Annotated in this window: 20 protein-coding genes; 5 read left to right on the forward strand and 15 right to left on the reverse strand. The window is 71.4% G+C overall.

The window, feature by feature from the left end:
• Positions 1-27: 27 nt before the first annotated feature.
• Together ACZ6R6_RS03505 and ACZ6R6_RS03510 are read right to left on the reverse strand one after the other, a co-directional pair.
• Positions 28-1,416, reverse strand: coding sequence for an LVIVD repeat-containing protein (locus tag ACZ6R6_RS03505; RefSeq protein ID WP_470089850.1), 1,389 nt, complete (start codon positions 1,414-1,416; stop codon positions 28-30).
• A gap of 233 nt (positions 1,417-1,649) precedes the next feature.
• Complete coding sequence (locus ACZ6R6_RS03510; RefSeq protein ID WP_470089852.1) at positions 1,650-3,074, reverse strand: LVIVD repeat-containing protein; 1,425 nt, start codon at positions 3,072-3,074, stop codon at positions 1,650-1,652.
• Positions 3,075-3,255: 181 nt separating this feature from the next.
• Between ACZ6R6_RS03510 and ACZ6R6_RS03515 the strand changes: the two genes are divergently transcribed.
• Positions 3,256-3,888: a DUF305 domain-containing protein gene (locus tag ACZ6R6_RS03515; RefSeq protein ID WP_470089854.1), complete on the forward strand. Its 633-nt coding sequence runs from the start codon at positions 3,256-3,258 to the stop codon at positions 3,886-3,888.
• A 79-nt stretch (positions 3,889-3,967) separates the two neighbouring features.
• On the opposite strand, the gene ACZ6R6_RS03520 is transcribed toward ACZ6R6_RS03515, so the two are convergent.
• Both ACZ6R6_RS03520 and ahcY read right to left on the reverse strand, forming a co-directional pair.
• Positions 3,968-5,209, reverse strand: a complete 1,242-nt coding sequence (locus ACZ6R6_RS03520) for an adenosylhomocysteinase (RefSeq protein WP_470089856.1) — start codon at positions 5,207-5,209, stop codon at positions 3,968-3,970.
• Positions 5,210-5,270: 61 nt separating this feature from the next.
• Entirely contained in the window at positions 5,271-6,698 is a 1,428-nt protein-coding gene (gene ahcY / locus ACZ6R6_RS03525) for an adenosylhomocysteinase (protein WP_470089858.1), read from the reverse strand.
• Between the two features lie 216 nt (positions 6,699-6,914).
• On the opposite strand from ahcY, the gene ACZ6R6_RS03530 reads away from it, so the two are divergent.
• Entirely contained in the window at positions 6,915-7,250 is a 336-nt protein-coding gene (locus ACZ6R6_RS03530) for a MerR family DNA-binding transcriptional regulator (protein ID WP_470089860.1), read from the forward strand.
• A 193-nt stretch (positions 7,251-7,443) separates the two neighbouring features.
• Here the strand turns inward: ACZ6R6_RS03530 and ACZ6R6_RS03535 are convergent, their stop codons facing one another.
• From ACZ6R6_RS03535 to ACZ6R6_RS03555, 5 genes are read right to left on the reverse strand one after another with little or no spacing between them, the layout of a single operon-like run.
• Entirely contained in the window at positions 7,444-8,373 is a 930-nt protein-coding gene (locus tag ACZ6R6_RS03535) for a cation diffusion facilitator family transporter (RefSeq protein ID WP_470089861.1), read from the reverse strand.
• A gap of 42 nt (positions 8,374-8,415) precedes the next feature.
• Entirely contained in the window at positions 8,416-9,522 is a 1,107-nt protein-coding gene (locus tag ACZ6R6_RS03540; RefSeq protein WP_470089863.1) for a bifunctional phosphoglucose/phosphomannose isomerase, read from the reverse strand.
• Complete coding sequence (locus tag ACZ6R6_RS03545) at positions 9,519-9,692, reverse strand: Trm112 family protein (RefSeq protein ID WP_012888128.1); 174 nt, start codon at positions 9,690-9,692, stop codon at positions 9,519-9,521. The genes ACZ6R6_RS03540 and ACZ6R6_RS03545 overlap by 4 nt, the downstream gene beginning before the upstream one ends.
• A gap of 4 nt (positions 9,693-9,696) precedes the next feature.
• Entirely contained in the window at positions 9,697-11,049 is a 1,353-nt protein-coding gene (locus ACZ6R6_RS03550; RefSeq protein WP_470089865.1) for a phosphomannomutase/phosphoglucomutase, read from the reverse strand.
• 49 nt (positions 11,050-11,098) lie between these two features.
• On the reverse strand, positions 11,099-11,467 hold the full coding sequence (locus ACZ6R6_RS03555) for a DUF3499 domain-containing protein (protein WP_043651503.1): 369 nt from the start codon (positions 11,465-11,467) through the stop codon (positions 11,099-11,101).
• A 227-nt stretch (positions 11,468-11,694) separates the two neighbouring features.
• Here ACZ6R6_RS03555 and ACZ6R6_RS03560 point away from each other — a divergent pair, with 227 nt between their 5' ends.
• Positions 11,695-12,090: a metallopeptidase family protein gene (locus tag ACZ6R6_RS03560; RefSeq protein WP_470089869.1), complete on the forward strand. Its 396-nt coding sequence runs from the start codon at positions 11,695-11,697 to the stop codon at positions 12,088-12,090.
• Between the two features lie 30 nt (positions 12,091-12,120).
• Here ACZ6R6_RS03560 and ACZ6R6_RS03565 read toward each other — a convergent pair whose 3' ends face one another.
• From ACZ6R6_RS03565 to ACZ6R6_RS03580, 4 genes are all read right to left on the reverse strand, one after another.
• A complete protein-coding gene (locus tag ACZ6R6_RS03565) occupies positions 12,121-13,536 on the reverse strand; it encodes a DUF5719 family protein (protein WP_470089870.1) in 1,416 nt (471 codons plus the stop codon).
• Entirely contained in the window at positions 13,533-16,397 is a 2,865-nt protein-coding gene (locus ACZ6R6_RS03570; RefSeq protein WP_470089872.1) for a glycosyltransferase family 2 protein, read from the reverse strand. The genes ACZ6R6_RS03565 and ACZ6R6_RS03570 overlap by 4 nt, the downstream gene beginning before the upstream one ends.
• Before the next feature lie 163 nt (positions 16,398-16,560).
• A complete protein-coding gene (locus ACZ6R6_RS03575) occupies positions 16,561-16,821 on the reverse strand; it encodes a WhiB family transcriptional regulator (RefSeq protein ID WP_012888122.1) in 261 nt (86 codons plus the stop codon).
• A 223-nt stretch (positions 16,822-17,044) separates the two neighbouring features.
• Positions 17,045-19,228 (reverse strand): ABC transporter permease, encoded by a 2,184-nt coding sequence (locus ACZ6R6_RS03580; protein ID WP_470089873.1) that lies wholly within the window; start codon positions 19,226-19,228, stop codon positions 17,045-17,047.
• Between the two features lie 238 nt (positions 19,229-19,466).
• On the opposite strand from ACZ6R6_RS03580, the gene cofD reads away from it, so the two are divergent.
• The gene (cofD, locus tag ACZ6R6_RS03585; RefSeq protein ID WP_470089874.1) at positions 19,467-20,447 is read left to right on the forward strand and encodes a 2-phospho-L-lactate transferase; all 981 of its coding nucleotides are present in this window, start codon (positions 19,467-19,469) and stop codon (positions 20,445-20,447) included.
• A complete protein-coding gene (locus ACZ6R6_RS03590) occupies positions 20,444-21,763 on the forward strand; it encodes a coenzyme F420-0:L-glutamate ligase (protein ID WP_470089875.1) in 1,320 nt (439 codons plus the stop codon). The genes cofD and ACZ6R6_RS03590 overlap by 4 nt, the downstream gene beginning before the upstream one ends.
• 238 nt (positions 21,764-22,001) lie before the next feature.
• Here ACZ6R6_RS03590 and ACZ6R6_RS03595 read toward each other — a convergent pair whose 3' ends face one another.
• Positions 22,002-22,250, reverse strand: coding sequence for a hypothetical protein (locus tag ACZ6R6_RS03595; protein WP_470089876.1), 249 nt, complete (start codon positions 22,248-22,250; stop codon positions 22,002-22,004).
• A 299-nt stretch (positions 22,251-22,549) separates the two neighbouring features.
• Complete coding sequence (locus tag ACZ6R6_RS03600) at positions 22,550-24,304, reverse strand: substrate-binding and VWA domain-containing protein (RefSeq protein WP_470089878.1); 1,755 nt, start codon at positions 24,302-24,304, stop codon at positions 22,550-22,552.
• Positions 24,305-24,379: the final 75 nt, after the last annotated feature.

Here is a 24,379-nt window from a genome sequence, read left to right on the forward strand (position 1 = left end):
TGATCAGCGACCGTGCGCCACCGGTGATCAGTGGCCGTGTCCCTGCCGGTAGGAGGCCTGGGTCTGCACGTTCAGCCGGTCCAGGCGGACGCTCCTGGCCGGATCCGTGCGCCGGTCGCTGACTTTGAGGACGTCGAGTCCGTGGTGGAAGTCGCTGCCGTAGATGTAGCCGTTGTAGTAGTAGGCCGACCAGATGCCGCCCCCGCCGCCGTTCGGCTCCGGACCGCGCTCGAAGAAGCCGATCTCCTGCGGGTTGGCGGAGTCGGTGAAGTCCAGGATCGAGACACCGCCCTGGTACCACGCCTGGACCATGATGTCCTTGCCCTTGACCGGGATCAGCGAGCCGTTGTGCGCGACGCAGTTCTCGGTGTCGGCCTGGTATCGCGAGATCTTGAAGTAGCTCTTGAAGTCGAGCCGGCCGTTCCTGATGTCGAAGATGGCGTCGGCGCCCCGGTTCGGTCCGGTGGCCTCGTTGCAGGTGGCCCCGCCGCCGCCGCCGAGCTCGTCGGTGAAGACGACCTTGGTGCCGGTGTTGTTGAACGTCGCCGAGTGCCAGAACGCGAAGTTCGGGTCGGTGACGCGGGCCGTGACCACCGGGTTCGCCCGGTCGGAGATGTCGAACAGCACGCCGTCGCCCATGCAGGCCCCGGCTGCGACGTCCTTCTCCGGGTAGACGGTGATGTCGTGGCAGCCGCTGGTCGGCAGCAGCAGACCCGGCTGGGTCTCGTTGCCTCCGTCGGGGAAGACCACGGGGGTGGCGACGACCGCCGCGGCCGCCGGGTCGCGCAGCGGCACCTTGACGATCGAGATCTTGTCGTGCGGCGGCTGGCAGTCGGGGAAGCTCGCCGACGGGTTGTAGGAGGAGGCATAGAGATAGACGTTGCGCCGGTCGCGGCCCTTGCCCGGGACGAGGGTCAGGGTGTGGGAACCGCAGTTGGTCTCCACCGCCTTGACGTACTTCGGATTCTTCTTGTCACTGATGTCGAAGATCCGGATGCCCTCCCACGACTCCTTGACCGACGCGCTCTGCGCGACGCTGTTGCAGGAGTCGTCGCTGCGGGAGTTGTCGACGGCGGTGAAGAGCAGGTCGCCGTAGACCGACACGTCCATCTGGGAGCCGGGGCACACGACGCTGCTGACGACCCTGGTCCGCTCCGGGCGGCTGATGTCGTAGATCGAGAAACCACCGTAGTTGCCGACGTAGGCGTAGTCGCCCTGGAAGGCGATGTCGGTGTTGATGGTGGTCTCCAGCCCGGCGGGCTTGGGGACGTTGGCCACATGTGACACGTTCGGGCTGGTGACGACCTCGCCGACCGGCGGGATGTCGGCGGCCTGGGCGGACACCGCCGGCATCAGCAGCGCGGCGGCGGTGGCCACCACGGCCGACGTCCGGCCGATTCCACGGAGAGCGAGCACCCGGTACCTCCATTGTGGGGAGACGTAAAGTGCGGAGAACCGACGAAATTGTCCTTCTTAACCGGCAAAGAAACCAGATGTCAGCTTGTAAGGATAAGAATCTGGTTTGACGCCTCACTCTACGTGTAACAGGTCACCGGGACCCGTGAACCGCCACCGGGCCCACCCGGTGCGGGCGGTGGGGACCGCGGCCCCCACCGCCCAGAGGTGATCAGTCGACCGCCCAGAGGTGATCAGTCGTCGCCGTGGCCGTGCTCCCGGTAGGAGGCCTGGGTCTGCGCGTTCAGGATGCCGACCTTGACGCCGTTGGCCTTGTTCGTGCGCGGGTCGTTGATCTTGAGGACGTCGAGCCCCAGGTTGAAGTCGCTGCCGTAGATGTAGCCGTTGTAGTAGTACGCGGACCAGAATCCACCGCTCAGCGCAGGGGCGGTGCTGTCGGGGCCGCGCTCGAAGAAGGCGATCTCCTGCGGGTTGGTGGAGTCGGTGAAGTCCACCACCGAGATGCCGCCCTGGTACCAGGCCTGGACCATGATGTCCTTGCCCTTGACCGGGATCAGCGAGCCGTTGTGCGCGACGCAGTTCTCGGTGTCGGCCTGGTGGCGCGAGATCTTGAAATAGCCCTTGAAGACGAGCCGGCCGTCCTCGATGTCGTAGTAGGCGTTGGCGCCGCGGTTCGGGCCGATCGCCTCGTTGCAGGTGGCCGCGCTGCCGCCGCCGAGCTCGTCGGTGAAGACGACCTTGGTGCCGGCGTTGTTGAACGTCGCCGAGTGCCAGAACGCGAAGTTCTCGTCGTCCCGGGCGGTCGCGGTGACCTTCGGGTTCACCGGGTCGGAGACGTCCATCAGGATGCCCTCGCCCATGCAGGCGCCGGCGGCCATGTTCTTCTCCGGGAAGACCGTGATGTCGTGGCAGCCGGTGGTCGCCGACGTGCGGTAGGGGTACTGCTGGGTCGGCTCACCGGGGTTGCCGCCGTCGGGGAACAGGTTCGGGGTGGCGACGACCGCCGCGGCCGCCGGGTCGCGCAGCGGCACCTTGACGATCGAGATCTTGTCATGCGGCGGCTGGCAGTCGGGGAAGCTCGCCGACGGGCTGTAGGAGGAGATGTAGACGTAGACGTTGTCCCGGTCGCGGCCCTTGCCCGGCAGGAGGGTCAGGGTGTGGGAACCACAGTTGGTCTCCACCGCCTTGACGTACTTCGGGTTCTTCTTGTCACTGATGTCGAAGATCCGGATGCCCTCCCACGACTCCTTGACCGACGCGCTCTGCGAGGTGCTGCTGCAGGAGTCGTTGTTGCGGGAGGAGTCGACGGCGCCGAAGAGCAGGTCCCCGTAGACGGCCATGTCCATCTGCCCGCCGGGGCAGACCACCGAGCTGACCAGGGAGGTCCGCTTCGGCTTGCGGACGTCGTAGATCGAGAAACCGCTGTAGTTGCCGACATAGGCGTAGTCGCCCTGGAAGGCCATGTCGGTGTGGATGTCAGTGAGCGTGGCCGGCTTGGGGATGTTGGTCACGTGCTCGACGTTCGGGCTCATGACGATCTCACCGGGCGCCGGGATGTCGGCCGCCTGGGCGGGCACCGCGGACAGCGCCATCGCCGCCGCGACTCCGGCTACTACCAGGAAGCGGCCTGACAGGCCCTTCCGTAGGGGGGTGAACACTCGGAAACCTCCTTGCCATATGTGCCGTAAAGGGCACATAAGTGACTAGATCGTTCATCCTGAGCGGTCGATCAGGCAAGGTGTCACTGTGTCAGCAAGTTTTTCCGACCTGATGTCTTTACTCGCCTGGCCCGCGAAGATTAGGGTCTCTCGTCACATGCAGCTTGGAAAGGGAGGTCGGGTGCGCGTCGCGCTCGTTGTCGCGGCCGCCGCCGCTCTGTCCCTCACCGCGTGCAGCGCCGACCCTCCGCCGCCGCCCTCCGCCCAGTCGACCGCGCCGGTCATCGCGCCCGGCAGGCCCGGCGAGCCGGCCCGGACGATCAGCCCGAGCGAGGCGGCCACCGCCGTGCCCTCGCCCACCGCCAACGCGGCGGACGTGAAATACATGAAGGACATGATCGCCCACCACCGGCAGGCGATCGACATGGCGGTCCTGGCCCCGTCACGGGCCGACTCCGACAAGCTCAAGGGCCTCGCCTCGCGCATCAAGGACGCCCAGGGGCCGGAGATCCAATACATGACGTCCTGGCTGCAGCAGCAGGGCCTGCAGGCGCCCGGCCACCACGCCGACCACACCGGCATGCCGGGCATGGCCACGCCCGAGCAGCTGGAGGCCCTCAAGAACGCCTCGGGCAAGGACTTCGACCGGCTCTTCCTCACCCTGATGATCGCCCATCACCAGGGGGCGATCACGATGTCCGAGCAGGTGCTGACCGACGGCTCGCACATCAAGGTCGAGGAGCTGGCCAACGACGTCGCCGCCACCCAGAGCGCGGAGATCCGCCGGATGCTGGAGATGCAGGCCGGACGGTGAACCCGTCCCCGGGTGACGCCCGGTCCCGTGAGGGGTGCGGGCAAGATTCCAGCCGGTCCCGCCCCGTCCCCGGGTGACGCTAGGAGCCGAGCCGCCAGGAGTGGAGATACTTCTCCTGCTCGGGGGTCAGGGCGTCCACCTCGATCCCGGCGGCGGCCAGCTTGAGCCGCGCCACCTCGACGTCGACCTCCTGCGGCACGTCGTAGACGCCGGGCGCCAGCCGTACCCGCTCACGGGCCAGCCAGGCGACCGCGAGCGCCTGCGCGGAGAAGGACATGTCCATGACGGCGGCCGGGTGGCCCTCGGCGGCCGCCAGGTTCACCAGCCGGCCCTCGGCGAGCAGCAGGAGCCTGCGGCCGTCGGCGAGGACGTATTCGTCGGTGTTCGGACGTACCCCGTGATGCACGGCCTGGGCCAGCTCGTCCAGGGCACGGACGTCGATCTCGACGTCGAAATGGCCGGCGTTGGCCAGGATCGCGCCGTCCTTCATCACCGTCAGATGCTCGCCCCTGATCACGTCGCGGTTGCCGGTGACCGTGACGAACACGTCTCCGGTCCGGGCGGCGCGGGCCATCGGCTGCACGTCGTAGCCCTGCAGCGAGGCGTCCAGGGCCTTGACCGGGTCGATCTCGGTGACCACCACCCGGGCGCCCAGGCCCCTCGCCCGCTCGGCGACGCCCCGGCCGCAGTAGCCGAACCCGGCGACCACCACGGTCTTGCCCGCCAGCAGGGTGTTGGTGGCGCGCGTGATGCCGTCGATGGTGGACTGGCCGGTGCCGTACCGGTTGTCGAACATCCGCTTGGTCCGGGTGTCGTTGACCGCCACGACCGGGAACCTCAGCGCCTGCTCGGCCGCCATCTGCCGGAGCCGGATGATCCCGGTCGTGGTCTCCTCGCAGCCCCCGGTGACCGTCTCCAGCAGCTCGGTCCGCTCGGTGTGCAGGATGTTGACCAGATCGCAGCCGTCGTCGAGGACGATGTGCGGGCAGATGTCCAGCGCCTGGTGGATGTGCCGGTAGTAGACCTCCCGGGTGACCCCGGCCCGCGCGTGCACGCCGACGCCGTAGTCGCCCAGCGCGGCGGCGACGTCGTCCTGCGTGGACAGCGGGTTCGAGGCGGCCAGTGCGATCTCGGCCCCGCCCGCCTTCAGCGCGCCCATGAGCACCGCGGTCTCGGCGGTCACGTGCAGGCAGGCGGCGATCCGCAGCCCGTCGAGGGGCCGCTCGGCCGCGAAACGCTCCCCGATGGCGGTCAGCACGGGCATCGACCGCGCCGCCCATCCGATCCGCCGCTCGCCCGCGGCCACCAGCGCGCTGTCCACGTTTCTCCCCAGATTGCCCGAAGGCCCCCGCAGCACTGCGGGGGCCCGGTGGAACGGTCGATCAGTAGCGGTAGTGGTCGGCCTTGTAGGGGCCCTCGATGTCCACGCCGATGTATTCCGCCTGCGCCTTGGTGAGCTTGGTGAGCTTCACGCCGAGGGCGTCGAGGTGGAGGCGGGCGACCTTCTCGTCCAGGTGCTTGGGCAGCACGTAGACGCCGACCGGGTACTGCTCGGTCTTGGTGAACAGCTCGATCTGGGCGATCACCTGGTTGGTGAAGGAGTTGGACATGACGAACGAGGGGTGGCCGGTGGCGCAGCCCAGGTTCATCAGGCGGCCCTCGGCGAGCACCAGGATCTGGCGGCCGTCGGGGAAGGTCCAGGTGTGGACCTGCGGCTTGATCTCGGTCTTGACGATGCCCGGGATCTTCGCCAGGCCGGCCATGTCGATCTCGTTGTCGAAGTGACCGATGTTGGACACGATGGCGTTGTGCTTCATCTTCGCCATGTGAGCGGCGGTGATGATGTCGAAGTTGCCGGTCGTGGTGACGAAGATGTCGGCGATGCCGACGACGTCGTCCAGCGTGGTGACCTGGAAGCCGTCCATGGCGGCCTGGAGCGCGCAGATCGGGTCGATCTCGGTGACGATGACGCGGGCGCCCTGACCCCGGAGGGCGTCGGCACAGCCCTTGCCGACGTCGCCGTAGCCGGCCACGACCGCGACCTTGCCGCCGATCAGCACGTCGGTGGCGCGGTTGAGGCCGTCGATGACCGAGTGGCGGCAGCCGTACTTGTTGTCGAACTTCGACTTGGTCACCGAGTCGTTGACGTTGATCGCCGGGAAGAGCAGCGAGCCCGCCTTGAACATCTCGTACAGGCGGTGGACGCCGGTGGTGGTCTCCTCGGTGACGCCCTTGATGCGCGAGGCGATCTCGGTCCACTTCTTCTCGTCGGTGACCGTACGGCGGAGCAGATCAAGGATGATCTTCCACTCCTCCGGGTCGTCCTCGCCGGCGCTGGGGACGGCACCGGCCTTCTCGTACTCGGCGCCCTTGTGCACGAGCAGGGTGGCGTCGCCGCCGTCGTCGAGGATCATGTTGGGGCCGTCACCGCCGGGCCATACCAGCGCCTGCTCGGTGCACCACCAGTATTCCTCCAGGGTCTCGCCCTTCCAGGCGAAGACCGGGACGCCCCTGGGGTCGTCGACGGTGCCCTCCGGGCCGACGACGACCGCGGCGGCCGCGTGGTCCTGGGTGGAGAAGATGTTGCAGCTCACCCAGCGGACCTCGGCGCCGAGCGCGACCAGCGTCTCGATGAGCACGGCGGTCTGGATGGTCATGTGCAGCGAGCCCATGATCTTCGCACCGGCCAGCGGCTGGGCCTCGGCGTACTCCTTGCGGATGGCCATCAGCCCCGGCATCTCGTGCTCGGCGAGCTGGATCTCCTTGCGGCCGAAAGCCGCAAGGGAAAGGTCGGCGACCTTGAAGTCCATGTGTTACCCCTCTGGTAGATGGTCGCGCTTCTGGTTGATGGTCGCGCTCGCCTCGTGGCCCTCGCCGGTCTCGCGACCCTGCTTCGCTCTCGGACCCGGCTCGCCGCTCCACCGGAAAAGTCGACGATGCGAGTTTAGGCGGCCCGGATGCCTCCGCGCACCTTCCAGACGGCTAACCTGACACAAGAATGTAAGACTCTGCGGAAAGGCCCGAGAATGCGGATCACCGAGGCCGCCCGGCGGCTGGGCATGTCCCCCCGCATGCTCCGTTACCGCGAGGCGCTCGGCCTGCTCCCTCCCGTCAGGAGCCAGGGGGCGCACCGGCGCTTCGGCCCCGAGGAGCTGTCGGCCGTCGCCCAGGGCGTGGAGCTGGAGAAACGGTTCGACATCTCCCCCGCCGAGCTGGCCTTCGCCCTCCGGGTGCTGAGCGAGCCCACCGTGGCGCAGGCCGTACGCGATCTGGGCCTGCGGATCGGCCGCCTGCAGGCCCCGCGCCGGGCGCTGGACTTCGAGAAGGAGAAGGCGCTGCGCCTGCTCCAAGGTCGCCCCTAGGCCTCCAAGGTCGCTCCTGGGCGGATCGCCGACGGCGGCCCGGCCCCTCGGAGAGACCTCCAGCGGGCGGACCGCGCCCCCGACAGGGCCCCGGCGCGTCCGGCGGTGCGGGGTGATCCGGCCTGCCGCGCCTCCGGACGCGGAAGGGCCCCGGCGCCGCACGGCGCCGGGGCCCTTCCGCGGGCGCTGCGGCTCAGACCGAACCGTTGACCTTGGACCTGTCGAGGTCCGGCTCAAGGTAGATGACGCGGGCCTCCGGCACGGCGGCGCGGATGCGCTGCTCGGCCTGGTCGATCCCGCGGGCCACCTCGGTGGCCGTGTCGTCGTGGTCCACCGCGATCTTGGCGGCGACCAGGATCTCCTCCGGCCCCAGGTGGAGCGTGCGCATGTGGATGACCCGGGCGACCTCGGGCGTGCCCTCCAGGGCGGCGCAGATCTTCCGCTCGACCTCCGGGCCCGCGCCCTCGCCGATCAGCAGCGACTTGGTCTCGATCGCGAGGATGACCGCGATGACGGCCAGCAGGACGCCGATCGCCATCGTGCCGACGCCGTCCCAGACGCCGTCACCGGTGATCACGGCCATCGTCACGCCGAGCAGCGCGAGGACCAGGCCGACCAGCGCGCCGAGGTCCTCCAGCACGATGACCGGCAGCTCCGGCGACTTGGACCGGCGGATGAACTGCACCCAGGACTGGCTGCCGCGGATCGGGTTGGACTCCTTGATCGCGGTGCGGAAGGAGAACGACTCGGCGATGATCGCGAAGATCAGCACACCGAACGCCACGATGGGCGTCTCCACCGGATGCGGATCACTGATCTTGTGCCAGCCCTCGTAGAGGGAGAACAGCGCACCGATCGTGAACAGCACCACCGCCACGACGAAGGCGTAGAAGTATCGCTCCCGGCCGTAGCCGAAGGGATGCTCCGCCGTCCGCTTCCGCGCCGCCCGCTTCCCGCCGACCAGCAGCAACACCTGGTTGCCCGAGTCGGCGAGGGAGTGGATCGACTCGGCGAGCATCGACGATGAGGTCGTGATCAGGAAGGCGACGAACTTGGCCGCCGCAATCGCGAGATTGGCGGACAGTGCCGCAATGATCGCCTTAGTACCGCCGCCCGCGCTCACGGCAGCCTCCGCTCATTAATTCCGAAAAAGACGGACGGAATCCTAATGGGAAATCCGCGCCTTCAGCTCTGTGATAGCCGACACAGGGGTCGGGTCGATCCCGTACCCCAGCGCGAGGTACGTACTCGCGTAGTCGCCCAATTCAATCAGCGCCGCGAGCCGTTCCAGCGGGTGCAGCCCCTCGGCGGCGAGCTGGGTGACCGGCACGCCCCGGTCCTCGGCCATCCGGACCGACACCTCGCGCCGCCGCGCCACCTGCGGATGCTCCTCCACGTCACGCAGCACGAACAGCCGCAGCGACCGTCCGCCGTCGTCGGCGAAGATGTCGCGGGTGGCCAGCGGACCGTCGAAGGCCACCACCTGGTTGTGGTTCACCTCGGGGATCTCACCCCAGACGGCCGGATATTTGCCGTTCTCGTTGAGCTGGCAGGCCCACCGGTAGGCCGCGACCGCGGCCAGCGAGGAGGATCCCCAGATCATCGGCACGGTCTCGGCCAGCTCCATGGCCAGCGTCTTGCCCGGGTTGATGAACGACTCGCTCGCCGGGCGGCACCGGTGGGCGATGTCCTCCAAGCGCTTGGCCGTGCCCTCGAACACCTCCTCGTCCGCCTGGAGCAGGCCGAGCTCGGCGGCGGCGACGATCAGCGGGATCGACAGCGCCCAGACGGCGGCACGCGGCTGCCCGCCGGTGGTGACGGGCACGAACGGCGCGCCCGCCTGCCTGGCGATCGCCTGCAGCGGCGAGTCGGGCGCGCCCAGCACCAGCAGGCGGCAGCCACGGCGGACGGCCTCCGCCGCCACCGCGAGCGTCTCCTCGGTCCGGCCCGAGCACGACACCACGATCACCAGGTCGGTCGCGCCGACCCAGCCGGGCAGGCGGTAGGACCGCACGGTCGTGATCGGCAGCGGGGCGCCGTGACCGCACACCGCGTTGAGGACGTCACCGGCGATGCCCGAACCGCCCATGCCTGCGACCACGATGCTCCTGGGCCGGCCGTCCGCGCTCAGCGCCGAGAGGTCCGCCTCGCGCGCCGTCCGGTGGGCGGTGCGGACCTGCGCCGCCGATGCCGCCACCGCGCGCAGCATGCCCGACGGATCGCCCTCGGTCAGCAGCGTCTGATCGTCGAGCCGATCGGGCTCCCAGTTCACGACTTCCGCGCCTCGTCGACCAGCAGCACCGGGATGTCGTCCCGGACGGGATAGACCAGGCCGCAGCTGGCGGAGGTGCACGACAGCTCGTCCACCTCGGGCTCGGCGCGCAGCGGGGACTTGCAGTTGGGACAGGCCAGGATCTCAAGCAGCCAGTCGTCGATCTTCACTCGTTCAGCTCCTCACGACAGCGAGAACTTCGTCCCTGATCGCTGCCATCTGAATCTCGTCGGCCGCCTCGGCGTTCAGCCTGAGCAGCGGTTCGGTGTTGGACGGACGAAGATTGAACCACCATCCGGGGCCGGAGACGGTCAGGCCGTCCAGCTCGTCGAAGGTGACGCCGTCGCGGCCGGCGAACGTCTCGCGGACCCGCGCCGCCGCCTTCGCCTGGTCGGCGACCGTGCTGTTGATCTCTCCGGAGGCCGTGTAGCGGGCGTAGTCCGTGAGGATCTCCGACAGCGGCCGGTCCTGCCCGCCCAGCGCGGCCAGCACGTGCAGCGCGGCCAGCATGCCGGAGTCGGCGGACCAGAAGTCCTTGAAGTAGTAGTGCGCGGAGTGCTCGCCGCCGAAGACCGCGCCGGTCCTGGCCATCTCGGCCTTGATGAAGGAGTGTCCGACCCGGGTGCGGACCGGCTCGCCGCCGTGCTCGGCGATGATCTCCGGGACGCCCCGCGAGGTGATCAGGTTATGGATGATCATGGCACCGGGGTTCTTGGCCAGCTCGCGCACCGCGACCAGCGCGGTGATGGCGGAGGGGGAGACCGACTCGCCGCGCTCGTCGACGACCCAGCAGCGGTCGGCGTCGCCGTCGAAGGCCAGGCCGATGTCGGCGCCGGCGTCGATCACGGCCTTCTGCAGGTCGCGCAGGTTCTCCGGCTCGATCGGGTTGGCCTCGTGATTGGGGAAGGTGCCGTCCAGCTCGAAGTAGAGACCGGTCAGCTCCAGCGGGAGCCCCTCGAACACCACCGGGACGGTGTGGCCGCCCATGCCGTTGCCCGCGTCGACCACGACCTTCAGCGGCCGGATGCCGGACAGGTCCACCAGCGTGCGCAGGTGGTCGGCGTAGCCCCGCAGCAGGTCACGCCCGGTCACGGTGCCGCCGCCGGCGCCGCCCACCCCGGACTTCAGCAGCTCGGCCGCCCGGTCGCGGATCTCCGCCAGGCCGCTGTCGCCACCGATCGGGACGGCACCGGCCCGGCACATCTTCATGCCGTTGTATCGGGCCGGGTTGTGGCTGGCGGTGAACATCACGCCGGGTAGGGCGAGGCTGCCGCTGGCGTAGTAGAGCAGGTCGGTGGAGGCCAGCCCGGCGTGGACGACGTCGGCCCCCCGGGAGGTGGCCCCGCGGGCGAAGGCCGCGGCCAGCGGTCCGGACGAGGCGCGCATGTCGTGGGCCACCACGGCGGTCTCGGCGCCGGTCACCTCTACGAAGGCGGCGCCGACCGCCTCCGCGGCCTCCTCGTCGAACTCGTCCGGCACGACGCCTCGAACGTCGTACGCCTTGAAGATCTTGGCGAGGTCGCCCACTCCAGCTCCGCCCTTTTACGTCGTGTCTGCTGACCCCAGCCTAGTCGGGTCAGCGGTCGCGCTGGGGCTGAGCGGAACGGAGCACCCTCAGATGGCCGCGGCGCCCGACCTCGACCCCCTGGCCGACGGGCTCGGTGCCGCCTGTCGGCGCGGGCCTGGCGGCCTCGCGGACCGCGTTGGCGAGGGCTTCGAGGTCGTCCGTGCTCGGCGGTGCGCCGTCGGTGGGGAGGCGGACGACCTCCCAGCCGCGGGGCGCGGTCAACCGCTCGGCATGCTCGGCGCACAGGTCATAACAGTGCGGCTCGGCGTACGTCGCCAAGGGCCCGAGAACGGCGGTCGAATCGGCGTAGACGTACGTGAGCGTGAATACGGCAGGCTGACTGCACGCGGTGCGGGAACAGCGGCGGACGGGGCTCACGGTGGGACCGTATCCGGTAAGCGTCCGAGGCGCCACTATCTGAGCGCTCTTAACGAGCGTGTCGCCACAATTCGGACACGTGTCCCACCTTCCACCCGCCTGTACGGCTTAGGCCCCCTGTCACAACCTCTTCCCTGCCTTCCGCCGGGCGCGTCTAAGCTTGGCCCGTGAGCTCGGCACCCCGTGGACCCCGCCCTCCCCGCAGACGCGACCGGCACGGCCGCGGCATGCGCGGCCCACTGGCCCCCTCCCACGTGCCGATCGCCAAGTCACGCGGCGAGCGCTTCGACGACTTCGTCCTGGACGCGGTGGACCGGCTCAAGCCCCGCTGGAGCAAGCAGCTGGCGGCGGTGGAGTTCGCGGTCGAGGAGGTGCCGCCGATCAGCCAGCTCGGCGACGGGCCCGGCCTGCTCTCGGGCGAGCCGATCCCGTTCGGCCGGGCCGAGCCCGCCGTGGGCAAGCGCCCGGCCGTCGTGATCATCTACCGGCGCCCCCTGGAGGCCCGGGCCCGCGACCGCGACCAGCTCGGCGCGCTGGTGCACGACACCGTGGTGGAGCAGGTCGCCGGGCTCCTGGGCCTGTCCCCCGAGACGGTCGACCCCGGCTACGACGAGCGCGACTGAGCGGGACGGCGCGGACGGAGCACCGGCGCCTCAGGGCAGCACGGCCGCCACGGACTCGGTGATCGGCGGGACCAACGCCCACATGCGGGCCGCCGCCAGCGGCTGCGCGGTCAGCAGCAGGCCGCCCTTGACGCTCTCGTCCATCACCCGCCCGCCGTAGACCGGGCCGGAGCCCGGCAGCGGCAGCACGACCACCGCGAAGGCGCCGTCCACCTTGGGCAGCTTGACCTCCTTGGTGCGCGCGGCGGCGACGTCCACCTCGAACGGCTCCGGCGCCTCGCCCTTGCCCGGCAGCACCTGGACCCGCACCCTGCCGGCCGTGTCCGGCGCGGTCAGCAGCAGCCGGGAGCTCTTCTTCTTGCCCGTGCGGTTGTCGGCGACCACGCTGCCCAGGTCGATCGGGGCGGCCCCGGCGGTGAAGGCCACATCGCCCTTCGCGCCGGTGCCGGTGACGGCCAGCCCGGCCACGATCGGCGTGTCCGAGGTGAGCAGGAGCGCCGAGGGCTGCCCGCTGGCGGCGGCGGACAGGTCGAGGGTGGCGACGGAACCGGCGGGGACCTCGACGAGCTCGCGGTCCTTGAGGGCGTAGGTCCCGTCGGGGGTGAGCGCCTTGACCTCGACCAGGGTGTCGGACTCGGCGATGGAGGCGACGTACAGCTCGCGCTTCCCCCCGCCGCCGGGGATGCCCGGCACCACGACGCGGGTGGCCGGGGCGGCCGAGACCGGCAGCCAGTCGACGCCCCGGCCGCCGTGCATGATCGCCCGCGCCGCGGCGGCGACCCGGCCGGAGCTGGTGCGCACCTCAAGGGCCATGACGAGCGGTGAGGGGGCCAGGTCCTTGACCTTGATCGTACGGCTCTCGCCCGGTTCGAGCACGGACACGCCGCCGGAGTCACTGATCACCGGGCCCTCGCCGGAGTAGACCATGACCTCCACGATGGCCGGGGCGAGGTCGGCGTTGGTGAGGTGGAGCGTGACGTCGGCCGCCGCCGGGCCGGGGCCGACCAGCCAGGTGCTCGCCACCGGCTCCACGCACCGCACTCCCGCCAGCCCGCGCTGCCCGCCCGAGGTCTCCCTCCGGGTCTGCTCCGCCTCCAGGCCGGCGGCCATGCTCCCGGTGGCGGCCACCACGAGCGGCCCCGACTTGGCGGGGACCTTCTCGTGCCAGAGGCTGCCGGGGGTGTCCATGGTGGCGAGGGTCGTGTCGCCGGTGACGAGCGTCGTGGCGCCCTGGCCCCTGCCGCCCGGCGGGGTGATCACGCCGACGCTGGCCTCGGCGGGGGCGGGACAGACGGTCGTCACGGAGGCGACGGGCACCTTCTGCGGGCCGGGAGCGGGCTTGGCAGTGGCCTCCGGCTGGGTCGCGGAGGCCACGCCGTAGAGGGCGAGCAGGGCCACCAGGACCAGGCCGAGCAGGCTGAACCGGTTTTCGATCAGTGATTTCACCGGAGGGTCGGCTCTCTTGAGGGCTCGGACGGGTCCTGGGCGGCGGGGCCGTCGGTCTCGTCGGTCCGCGAGCCGGGCGCGGCCAGGACCGAGACGACCAGCAGCATCACGGCCTGGGCCCAGAGCCAGCGGCCGTGCCAGGGGTCGCCCTGCGGGGCGGGGACCGCGGCGACCGGCTGGGTCAGCCGCCACACGCCGAGGGCCCGGGACAGGCTCATCCTGGCCAGGGCGGGCTGGGAGTCCAGCGCGTGGCCGATCTCCGGGCTCACCGGCGCGGCCACCACGACGTACTGCACGCCGTGGGCGGCCAGCACGCGGGCGTCGTCGCCGCCGCGGCCGGAGACCAGCCCGGCCGCCGCGACGCCGACGCTCTCGCGGACCCCCTGCGGCGTGGGGATGTCGGACTCGCCGATCACCGGGGTACGGCCGCGCAGCACGGTGAAGGTCAGGCCGTTCTCCTTGGTGCGCAGCAGCAGAGTCCGGCTGCCGCCGGTGGAGTTGACCGCGACCAGGGCGGGCATCGCGTCGGGCACGTTCCCGTCGATCGGGCCGGCCACGCCCTTGGTGATCCACATGGCGGCCGCGAGCAGCGGCGTGGAGAAGGCGACCGCCACGACGGCGAACGCGGTGATCCTGCGCAGCCCGCCGGCCGCCCGGAACTCGACGATCCGGTCGGCGGTGAGGGCGGCCACCACGAGCATGCCGGTGGCGGCGAAGGCCAGCGGCACACCCGGCCAGGCCGGCGCCACGACGTCGCCGTTGAGGGAGGTGACGGGGGTCCGGCTGACCAGGATCGCCACCAGCACGCCGAAGAGCGCGACGCCCCAGCCGATCGCGATGACCATCCGGTTGCGGCGCATGAGCAGCGCGGCCAGGCAGGCGGAGATGAGACCGCCGGTCACCCAGAGCGGCGGCATGCCGGGGCCGCCGGGGCTGAGCAGCAGCAGGGACGGGGCGGGCAGGGCGGCGTCGACCAGGGCGAGCTGGTGCAGCCCGGCCTCCAGCAGGAGCTGGCCCGGGTTCCTGAGCACCTGGGCCAGCCAGGGGAACAGCAGCGCCACCGGGACGCCGAAGGCGATCACCACGGAGACGGCCAGGCCCCGGCGGGGGAAGGCCAGCGCGGCCAGCGCGCCGAGGACGAGCGTGAGCGGGTAGACCAGCGGGGCGAAGGCCGTGCCGACGGCCAGGAGGAGTCCCAGCCCCCACGCGGCGCGGCGGGCCCGGCGGCCCTCCCCGGAGAGCAGGGTGGTGGCCAGCGCCGCGTAGACGGGCAGCAGCACGAAGACCACGGCGGTGCCGAGCCGTCCGGCGGCGACCGCGCCGGTGGCCACCGGCAGGAGCGCGTAGGAGGAGGCCAGCCAGACGCGGGTCCACCGGCCCGGGACGATCGAACGGGTCGCCACGTAGGCGGAGAACCCGGCCAGCGGCACGCAGCCCAGCAGCAGCACCGAGACCGCCAGCCAGGTCTTGCCGAACAGCACCGTGGAGAGCGCGGCCAGCACCGCGACGTACGGCGGCGCCCACGCGTCGCTGCCCAGGCCCGCCCGGTGGTAGCTCTCGACGTAGAGGTCCCAGAGGTCGGAGGCCCCGCCGATCACCGGGACGAGGGCGCCGCCGCCCAGCCGGGCGCCGCCGATCAGGCCGCGCTCGGCGACCAGCGTGACCACGGCGAGCGCGAGGAAGAGCAGCACGCCGGGGTTGCCGAAGAAGCGCTGCATCACCCCGGTGTCGGTGAGCAGCTCCTCACCGTCCTCCTGCGAGGGGGTCACGGCGTGGTGCCGCCCGGCGGACTCCACGAAGCCGGTCCCGGCCAGGTAGCTCTGGACCCGGTCCGACAGGCGCCGGTAGCCCGCGCCCGGCGGGGTGAGCAGCCGTTTGATCGCGGCGTGGCTCTGTTTGCGGCCCTTGGCGCGCATCCGGCGGGCCCTGATCAACCGGCCGGGACGGCCGAGCACGGAGCCGAGCGCGGCGATCTCATCCAGCGCGTTGGCGGGCTGCTTGGCCACCAGGAACAGCAGCGTGCGGAAGACCGAGCCGGAGAGGTTGCGGACCAGCGCCCACATCAGCGGCCAGAACGGCAGGTTCGCCATGATCACGAAGATGGCGTTGCGGCGGTCCAGGCGGCGGGGGTGGTCGCCGCTGGCGGTGATGCGGCGCCGCCGCCGGGTGGCGGCCTCGGCGTGCCAGGCCACCGCCTGGGTGACGTTCTGCACCCGGTGCCCGGCGGCCCGCACCCGCCAGCACAGGTCGAGGTCGTCACGGAACAGCGGCAGGTCGGGGTCGAGCCCGCCCACCTCGTCCCAGACGTCCCGGCGGATCAGCATCCCCGCCGTGGAGACCGAGAGCACGTCCCGGACCCCGTCGTACTGTCCCTGGTCGAACTCCCGGGCCTCCAGCCCGGTGTCGCGGCGGCCCGTCCGGTCGACGGTGACGCCGACCTCCAGCAGGAGCCGCCGGTCCAGCCAGTCGCGGAGCTTGGGGCCGAGCACCCCGGCCCTGGGATCCTGTTCGGCGGCCCGGAGCAGGTTCTGCAGCGCGTTGTCGTCCGGCGCGCAGTCGTCGTGCAGCAGCCAGATCCACTCCCGCCCGCCGGCCGGTCCCAGCCGGTCGAGCACCTCGGCGACCGCCTGGCCGAAGCTGGTCGAGCGCGGAAGGGCGAGCACGGCGTTCGGGCCGAGGACGCCGCTCAGCAGCGCGGCGCTGCCGTCCCGGCTGCCGTTGTCCACCCCGACGGCGCGGTCCACCGGCCGGGTCTGTCTGAGCAGCGCGTCGAGGGTCTCCCGCAGCCAGCGGGCGCCGTCGTGGGAGACGACGATCGCGGTGACCGTGTGGTGGAGACGAGGGGAGTCGGTGCTGGACATGCGTCCCGAGTTCAGGAGGGGGTGATGATCGGCGCGACAACGATACGACACCCTATGTCCGACCATGGCGCGCGCATGAAAAAAGGGTCACGTGACCGGCGGCCACGTGACCCGTGGAGATAGATATCGTCAAGCGCTCTCAGCGAGCGCCACGGACTGCCTCTCAGACTGCTTCACGCTTGATCCGGCGGCGTTCCCGCTCGGAAAGCCCACCCCAGATGCCAAACCGCTCATCATGCTCAAGCGCGTACTCAAGGCACTCGGCACGCACCTCGCAGGAGCGGCAAACCTTCTTGGCCTCCCGTGTGGATCCGCCCTTCTCCGGGAAGAACGCCTCCGGGTCGGTCTGCGCACACAAGGCGCGTTCCTGCCAGCCAAGCTGCTCTTCAGCGATGCTGTCCTGTGCGATGACCAGGTCGGCCACTGCACACCTCCCTGCCGCCCGCAAATGGAGCCCCCCTATGAACGCCTCCCTCTTACCCACCCTGAGGAAGGCGTAACAACACGTGTGTAATTACACGCGCGTGCCCGGTGTGGCGTCAAGCGGCATGCCGGTATCCGGGGAAAGACCTGCTCTCCCCGGTTCTGGGCCGTGTGCCTGCCATGACGGCGATCGCGCCAAGAGGTCGTGACGATCGCCTGGCCGTTCAGTGCTCTCGACGGTCGGAACCGTACCAGGACATGTTCTGCTCCTGACCCGGGCCCACCCTCTCTCTATCGGGGGTTTCCTCACCCGTGACCTGAGCCGAGCGCTCCGGCTTGTAGATGGCCGTGGGGTCTATGGCCGGCTGCGAGTCCCAGGGGTTGCGCCCGGCGTTGGGGTCGTTGAGCGGATCCCCCTGGTAGGCGTTCGGGTCGAACCGGAGCGTCGCGTCGGCCGGCGCGTCCCACTGGTGGCCGCCCTGCTGCTGGTACGGCTGCGCGGCCGGCGGCGCCTGCGGGTGGCCGAACGGGTCGTCGTAGGCCCCGCCCGCCTGGGAGGTCCCGTACTCGGGGACCCGCAGCTGCGGCTCGGTCCCCTGGACCTGCTGCTGGTAGCTCTCCGCCTGCTGGTAGGCCTGGGCCATCTGCTGGGAGCGGGGGTCGACCGGGTCGGGCGCCGGGTAGTGCAGGTTCGGCTCGGTCGGCCGGGCGAAATCCGTGCCGGAGTAACCGCTGAACGGCTGGCCGTAGTTCTCCGGGGGCTTCGGGAACGACGGCTGCGCCTGGCTGTCGAAGGAGACGCGCGACTGGCTGTCGGCCGGCGCGTACGGCGCGGGCGCCTCGGGCTGGGCCTGGTAAGTCTCGGGCTGGGCCTGGTAGAAGGGGGCCTGCTGCTGCTCGGGCTGCGGGGCGTAGGCCGGAGGCTGGGCGTCGGCCTGCTGGGCGTACCCCGGGAACTGGGGTTCGGCGGCCGGCGCGTAGCCCGGCAGCGGCTGCTCGGGCTGCGGGGCGTAGCCCGGGAGCTGGGCGTCGGCGGCCGGCGCGTAGCTCGGGAGCTGGGGTTCGGCGTAGTGCGGGGCCTGGGGCTGCTGCTCCACGGGCGAGGCGTAGACCGGCGGGTCGTAGGCCGTCGCCGGCGGCTCGTACGGCTTGGCCGGGGCCGGGGGCTGGACGTCCGCGGCGACGTACGGGCTCGGGGTGTAGGTCTCGGCCGGGGCGGCGGGCAGCGGCTGCGGCGCGGGCAGCGCCTGCGGGACCGGCTGCGCCGGAGCGTAGGGGGCGGCCTGCTGGCCGTACTGCCGGTTGTCGGCCGGCGGCGCGTAGGCGGCCTGGGAGTATCCGTCCGCGGCCGGCGGGGGGTAACCGTGCGCCTGCTGCTGGCCGTACCCGTCGGAGGCGGCCTGCTGGCCGTACCCCTCGGAGGCGGAGCTGCGCGCGGGCGGGAGCGCCGGCTGGCTGTAGGACGGCTGGGGCGCGGGCGGGACCTGCTGGGCGTGACCGCCCTGGGAGTAGCCCTGCTGCTCCTGGGGCTGGAAGCCCTGCTGCGGGCCCTGGTCCTGCGGGAAACCCTGCTGCGGGCCCTGGTCCTGGGGCTGGAAGCCCTGCGGATAACCCTGCCCGCCCTGCTGACCCTGGTCCTGGGGCTGGAACCCCTGCTGGGCGTGACCGCCCTGGGAGTAGCCCTGCTGCTCCTGGGGCTGGAAGCCCTGCTGCGGGCCCTGATCCTGCGGGAAACCCTGCCGCGGGCCCTGGTCCTGCGGGGAGAAACCCTGGTCCTGGGGCTGGAACCCCTGCTGCGAGCTCTGGTCCTGGGGCTGGAAGCCCTGCGGATAACCCTGCCCGCCCTGCTGACCCTGGTCCTGGGGCTGGAACCCCTGCTGGGCGTGACCACCCTGGGAGTACGCCTGGCCGCCCTGCGGGACGTGGTGCTCCTGGGGGCGGCCGGAGCCGGCTGTCCGGGGGGCGGCCGAGACCGCCTTCGGCAGCAGGTAGAGCAGCGCGAGCACGGCCAGCGCGAGGCTGGGGAGGCCGACGAGGAGAAACTCGATCTTCATCCCGAAGCCCACGTCACCGCTGAACAGCCCGCCGAGCAGCCCGACCACGCCGAACAGCGCGGCCAGTCCCAGCGTGGCCACCGCCACGTAGACCATCACCTTCAGCCGCGCGATCACCGGACCGAGGTGGCTGGCCAGCAGCACGGCACCGACGGACAGCGCCGCGACGACCGGCGAGGTGAAGTCGTCGACGTATCCGGCGGCGCGCAGGCCGAAGGACGATCCGAAGGCGGATCCTCCGAACAGCAGGCGCTCGACGCCGACGAGAACGCTCGTGGACGCGATGGCGATCATGAGCCACGCGGCCGGTTCTCGGAGCCGGCCCGCCTCGACGTTGGTCACAGCTACCCCCATTGGGTCCTAGGTAAACCCGGGCCAGTTTTGCACATGGCTGACTTTGGTGTTGGTAGACCCATGAACCCCATGAATCCCATATGTGCTCTATTGCACCCTATTGGCGTATATTTCGGGAACCCCCACAGCCAACTCTGCCAGCGAAGACAGCCCTCGTAACGATCACGACAAGGTGGCCGCCGCCCCGGCGGCAGGCCCTTCGGACCGACGTACAGGGCTCAATGGAAGACTGGACGGCATGCGCATTGTGTCCCTCGCCGGCGGAATCGGCGGCGCCCGTTTCCTGCGCGGCCTGCTCGCCGCGACCCCCGACTCGGAGATCACCGTCATCGGCAACACCGGTGACGACATCACCCTTTACGGCCTGCAGGTCTGTCCCGACCTCGACACCGTGATGTACACCCTGGGCGGCGGCATCGACGAGGAGCAGGGGTGGGGCCGACAGAAGGAGACCCACGTCGTCAAGGAGGAGCTGGCCGCCTACGGCGTCGAACCGCAGTGGTTCGGCCTGGGTGACCGCGACTTCGCCACCCACATCGTGCGCACCCAGATGCTCAAGGCCGGATACCCGCTGTCGGCGGTCACCGAGGCGCTGTGCGCCCGCTGGGAGCCGGGCGTACGGCTGATCCCGATGAGCGACGACCGGACCGAGACCCACGTGGTCATCTCCGACGGGCAGGGCCGCAGAGCCGTCCACTTCCAGGAGTGGTGGGTGCGGATGCGCGCCTCCGTCCCGGCCGAGCAGATCATCCTGGTCGGCGCCGACCAGGCCCGTCCCGCCCCCGGCGTGCTCCAGGCCATCGCCGACGCCGACGTGGTGATCCTGCCGCCGTCCAACCCGGTCGTCAGCATCGGCACGATCCTGCAGATCAAGGGCATCCGCGAGGCCCTGGAGACCAAGACTGTCGTCGGCGTCTCCCCCATCGTCGGCGGCGCCCCGGTCCGCGGCATGGCCGACGCCTGCCTCACCGCGATCGGCGTGGAGACCACCGCCCAGGCGGTCCTGGAGCTGTACGGCTCGCCGCTGGTCGACGGCTGGCTGGTCGCCGAGGAGGACGCCGGGGTCCGCCTCGACGGCGTCCGCGTCGAGGCCCGTCCCCTGATCATGCACGACGTCGAGGCCGCCGCCGCCATCGCCCGGGCGGCCCTCGACCTGGCCACCGAGCTCGCCGCCCGCCCCGGCGGGCCCGCGGCGCCGCAGAGCGGGGGCACGCGATGAGCAGGGTCCGGCGCAGGCAGGACGGACGGGCCGAAGCCAGACTGGAGATCTTCCCGGCCCCCGGGATGCCCGAGGTGCGGGAGGGTGACGACATCGGCGAGCTGATCGCCGCCGCCGTCCCCGACCTGCGCGACGGCGACATCCTCGTGGTCACCTCGAAGATCTCCAGCAAGGCCGAGGGCCGGGTCCGCCGGGAGACCGGCCGGGGCGAGGCGATCGCCGCGGAGACCACCCGGGTCGTCGCCCGCCGGGGCGAGACGGTGATCGCGCAGACCTCGCACGGGTTCGTCATGGCCGCCGCCGGGGTCGACGCCTCCAACACCGAGCCCGGCACCGTCGTGCTGCTGCCCGTCGACCCGGACGCCTCCGCCGCGGCCGTCCGGGCGAGCGTCCGCCGGCGGCTCGGCGTGTCGGTCGGCGTGGTCGTCTCCGACACCTTCGGCCGCCCCTGGCGCAACGGCCAGACCGACCTCGCCATCGGCGTGGCCGGCGTGACCCCCGCGCTCGACTACCGGGGCCTGTCCGACGACCACGGCAACGCGCTGGAGGTCACCCTGACCGCCGTCGCCGACGAGCTCGCCGCGGCCGGCGACCTGGTCAAGGGCAAGCTCGCGCAGACCCCGGTGGCGGTGGTCCGGGGCATGGCGGAATACACCACCGAGGAGGACGGCCCGGGAGTCCGCGAGCTCGTCCGCCAGTCCGAGGACGACATGTTCCGCTACGGCTCGCGCGACGTGGTCTTCGCCCGCAGGACCGTCCGCGAGTTCTCCGGCGAGCCGGTCGACGGGGCCAAGGTCCGCCGGGCGGTGGACGCCGCGATCGCCGCACCCGCCCCGCACCACACGACCCCCTGGCGGTTCGTCCTGCTGGAGTCGGCCGGCGTCCGGGAGAAACTGCTCGACGCCATGCGCGAGGCGTGGATCGCCGACCTGCGCGGCGACGGCTTCTCCGAGGAGGCGGTCGCCAGACGGATCCGGCGCGGAGACGTGCTGCGCGCGGCGCCGTATCTCGCGGTGCCCTGCCTGGTCATGGACGGCTCGCACACCTACCGCGACGGCCGGCGCAACGCGGCCGAGCGGGAGATGTTCGTGGTCGCCATGGGCGCCGGGGTCCAGAACTTCCTGGTCCAGCTCGCGATGGAGGGGCTGGGCTCGGCCTGGGTGTCGTCCACCATGTTCTGCCGCGACGTGGTCCGCGAGGTGCTCGACCTGCCCCCGGGCTGGGACCCGATGGGCGCCGTGGCGATCGGCCACCCGGCCGCCCCGCCGCGTGACCGCGCCCCCAGGCAGGCTGCCGACTTCGTCGTCGTCCGCTAGTGCGACGTTCCTCGACGGGAGTCGCGGACAGGCGGTCGAGCACCCGGGACCGCCAGGGGCGGCCTTCCCCGCTCCCGACACCCCGGGTCAGCGGGGATCCGCGCTCCCGATGAGGAACGGAGCACCGGCCTCCGGCCCCGTGGACCGCTGACCGTCGAGCGCGGCCCTGGCCCCGGGCCCGCGCGGTCGGGGCCCCGCCCCGGACGCGGGGCCGCCGGGCGCCGCCGGCGGCCCGTCCTCACCGGATCGCGTTGGCCACCACCGCGAACAGGATCAGCGCCCCCAGACCGACCACGACCATGCCGCGGACCGCCGCCCAGGCCGCCGACTTCGCGCCGGGGATCTTCTCCGCCGCCTCGGCCGCCGCCTGGATCGCCTTACCCCACCCCGCCCACGTGTCCAGCGTCCGCTGGAAGCGCCGCCCGACGAAGAACACGATCGTCGCGATCACGATGAGGATCAGGATCCGGCCGTCCGGGTTTTCCATCGGCGCACTCCTACCTAGGGGGAAGCAGGATTCGTGACTGAGGGCGGGTGGGCCGCTATGAGAGACGGGCGATGGCGAACACGATCGTCGCGATGACGATGAGCATCAGGATCCGGCCGTCCGAGCTTTCCATCGGCGCACTCCTACCTAAGGGGAGCAGGACTTCGTCACTAAGAGTATGCCAATGACTACAGAAACGCTAGGAACTATCTCCTTCGGCCCGCCCGGCGGGGGCCACCGGGCCGGCGGGGGCATCTCCCGGCCGGGCCCTCACGGGCCCGGCACGCGGCCGGGCGCGGTCACGGGGAGGCGGGACAGGTGGGGTGGCACAGGCGGCGGGCCAGCGCGGACAGGAAGACGTCGATGATCTCGCCGGGCGCCTGGGCGACGTGCAGGGAACCGTTGGTGACGGCAGTCACCTGGCCGAGGGCGGCGCGGTCGAGGTCGTCGCCGAAGGCGAGCACGACGATCTGGACCGGATGCTCCGGGTCCCACTCGTCCTTGAGCCTGTCGACCAGCCCGCCGCTCGACACGCCCTTGCCGTCGTCCTTGCCCGCGGTGATGACCAGCAGGGTGTTGTTCATCCCCTCGTCGTAGGAGTCGGCCACCTCGCGGAACCCGGCGAGGATCGAGTCGTAGAGGGAGCTGGACAGCCCGGGGTCGGCGCGCAGGGTCCGGGTCAGCTCCTCCAGGCGGCTGCGCCGGATGACCTGGCCGCCGTCGGGCTCCAGGATCGGGCCGAGCCGTACCCGCTCGCGGTGGTCGCCGCCCTTGGCCGCGGCGAACTCCCACATGCCCATGTGCGTCGAGTTGGGGAAGAGCTGCAGGCCCAGCCGGGCCGCTTCGAGCGCGACGGTGAGCTTGGTCCTGCCCTTCTCCCCCTTGATCGGCTGGGCCATGTGCCTGCCGGTGTCGGCCAGGACCAGGATGTTGGTCGGCGGGGCCAGCCTGCTCCACGCCTCCAGCGCCTCGTCGATCATCGCGGGCAGGATGGTCGGGCGGGTGCGGGGCGCCTCGGTGGGGATCTCCGGTCCGGGCGAGTAGGGCCCCTGGGTGCCGTCGGCCGAGCGGAAGCCCGCCCGCCGTACGGCGTCCTGGGTCTCCGGGGAGCGCAGCCAGGCGGCGAAGGCCCGCGATCCGCCCGCCACCGTCCGGTCCGCGGAGGTGACCACGTAGGGATAGTCCAGGTTGATGGTCCCCTCGCGGGGGTGCAGCGCGACCACCGGGTCGTCGGAGGGCAGGCGGTTGTGCGCCCACACCGACTGTTCCGGGACGATCACCACCGGGCGCTGCCAGAAGGAGCGGTCGTCGACCGCGGCGAGCATGCTCCGGTAGTCGGGCGCCGCCCCCGCCTGGGCCCAGCGGACGAAGGCGGTGAGCGAGCGGTCGGCGTCCGCGCCGGTGCCGACGACGTCTCTGGCCGCGGCCACCGTGGCGATCCCGGCCCCGGCGAGCGAGGGGTCCGGGACGCGGACCACGTCGGGCTCGTCGGCGTTGGGCCGGATCCGGCCCCGGGTGGTCGCCGGGAAGACCATCCGCCAGTTCATGTCGGTCTTGCCGACCGCGAAGCGCCGGGCGAGGGACCTGCGGGTGGCGAAGACCAGGGGCGAGGTCGCCATCACGGTCTCGGTGCCCGCCATGCTCCCGGCGCCCTGCTTGCGCGCGAGCCGGATCCAGGCCGAGGAGTCGGCGATCCAGCCGTCGGGGCGCTCGCTGAGCACCCCGGCGGTGCCCCCGATCAGGGTGCGCAGCACGGTGGCGGGCGGCTGTTCTGTAACTTGTACCAGTACGCACCGGCCGTCGACGTCCGCCCCGCTCCGGTTGAACCGCCCGGCGGCCTCCATGACGGTCGGCGCGATGTCCACCGCGGCGGCGACGTCGACCAGCACCGGGTCCCGGCCCGAACACCCGCCCTCCGCCGGTCCGAGCACCAGGACCATGCTCCCGGCCAGGGCGGTCAGGATCGCGACCGCCGCCAGCGACAGGCGCAGACGTGCCTGCCGCCGGCGCGTCTCGGCGCCGGCGGCCGCACGGTGTCGACCGGAGGAGGGCACGCGGGGACCTCTCGCTTCAGGGAAATGACGATTGTCCCAATGAACCCCGCAGGTCGCGCAAGTCAATAGAGAACT

The organism is Streptosporangium sp. NPDC048886 (genome assembly GCF_055586905.1).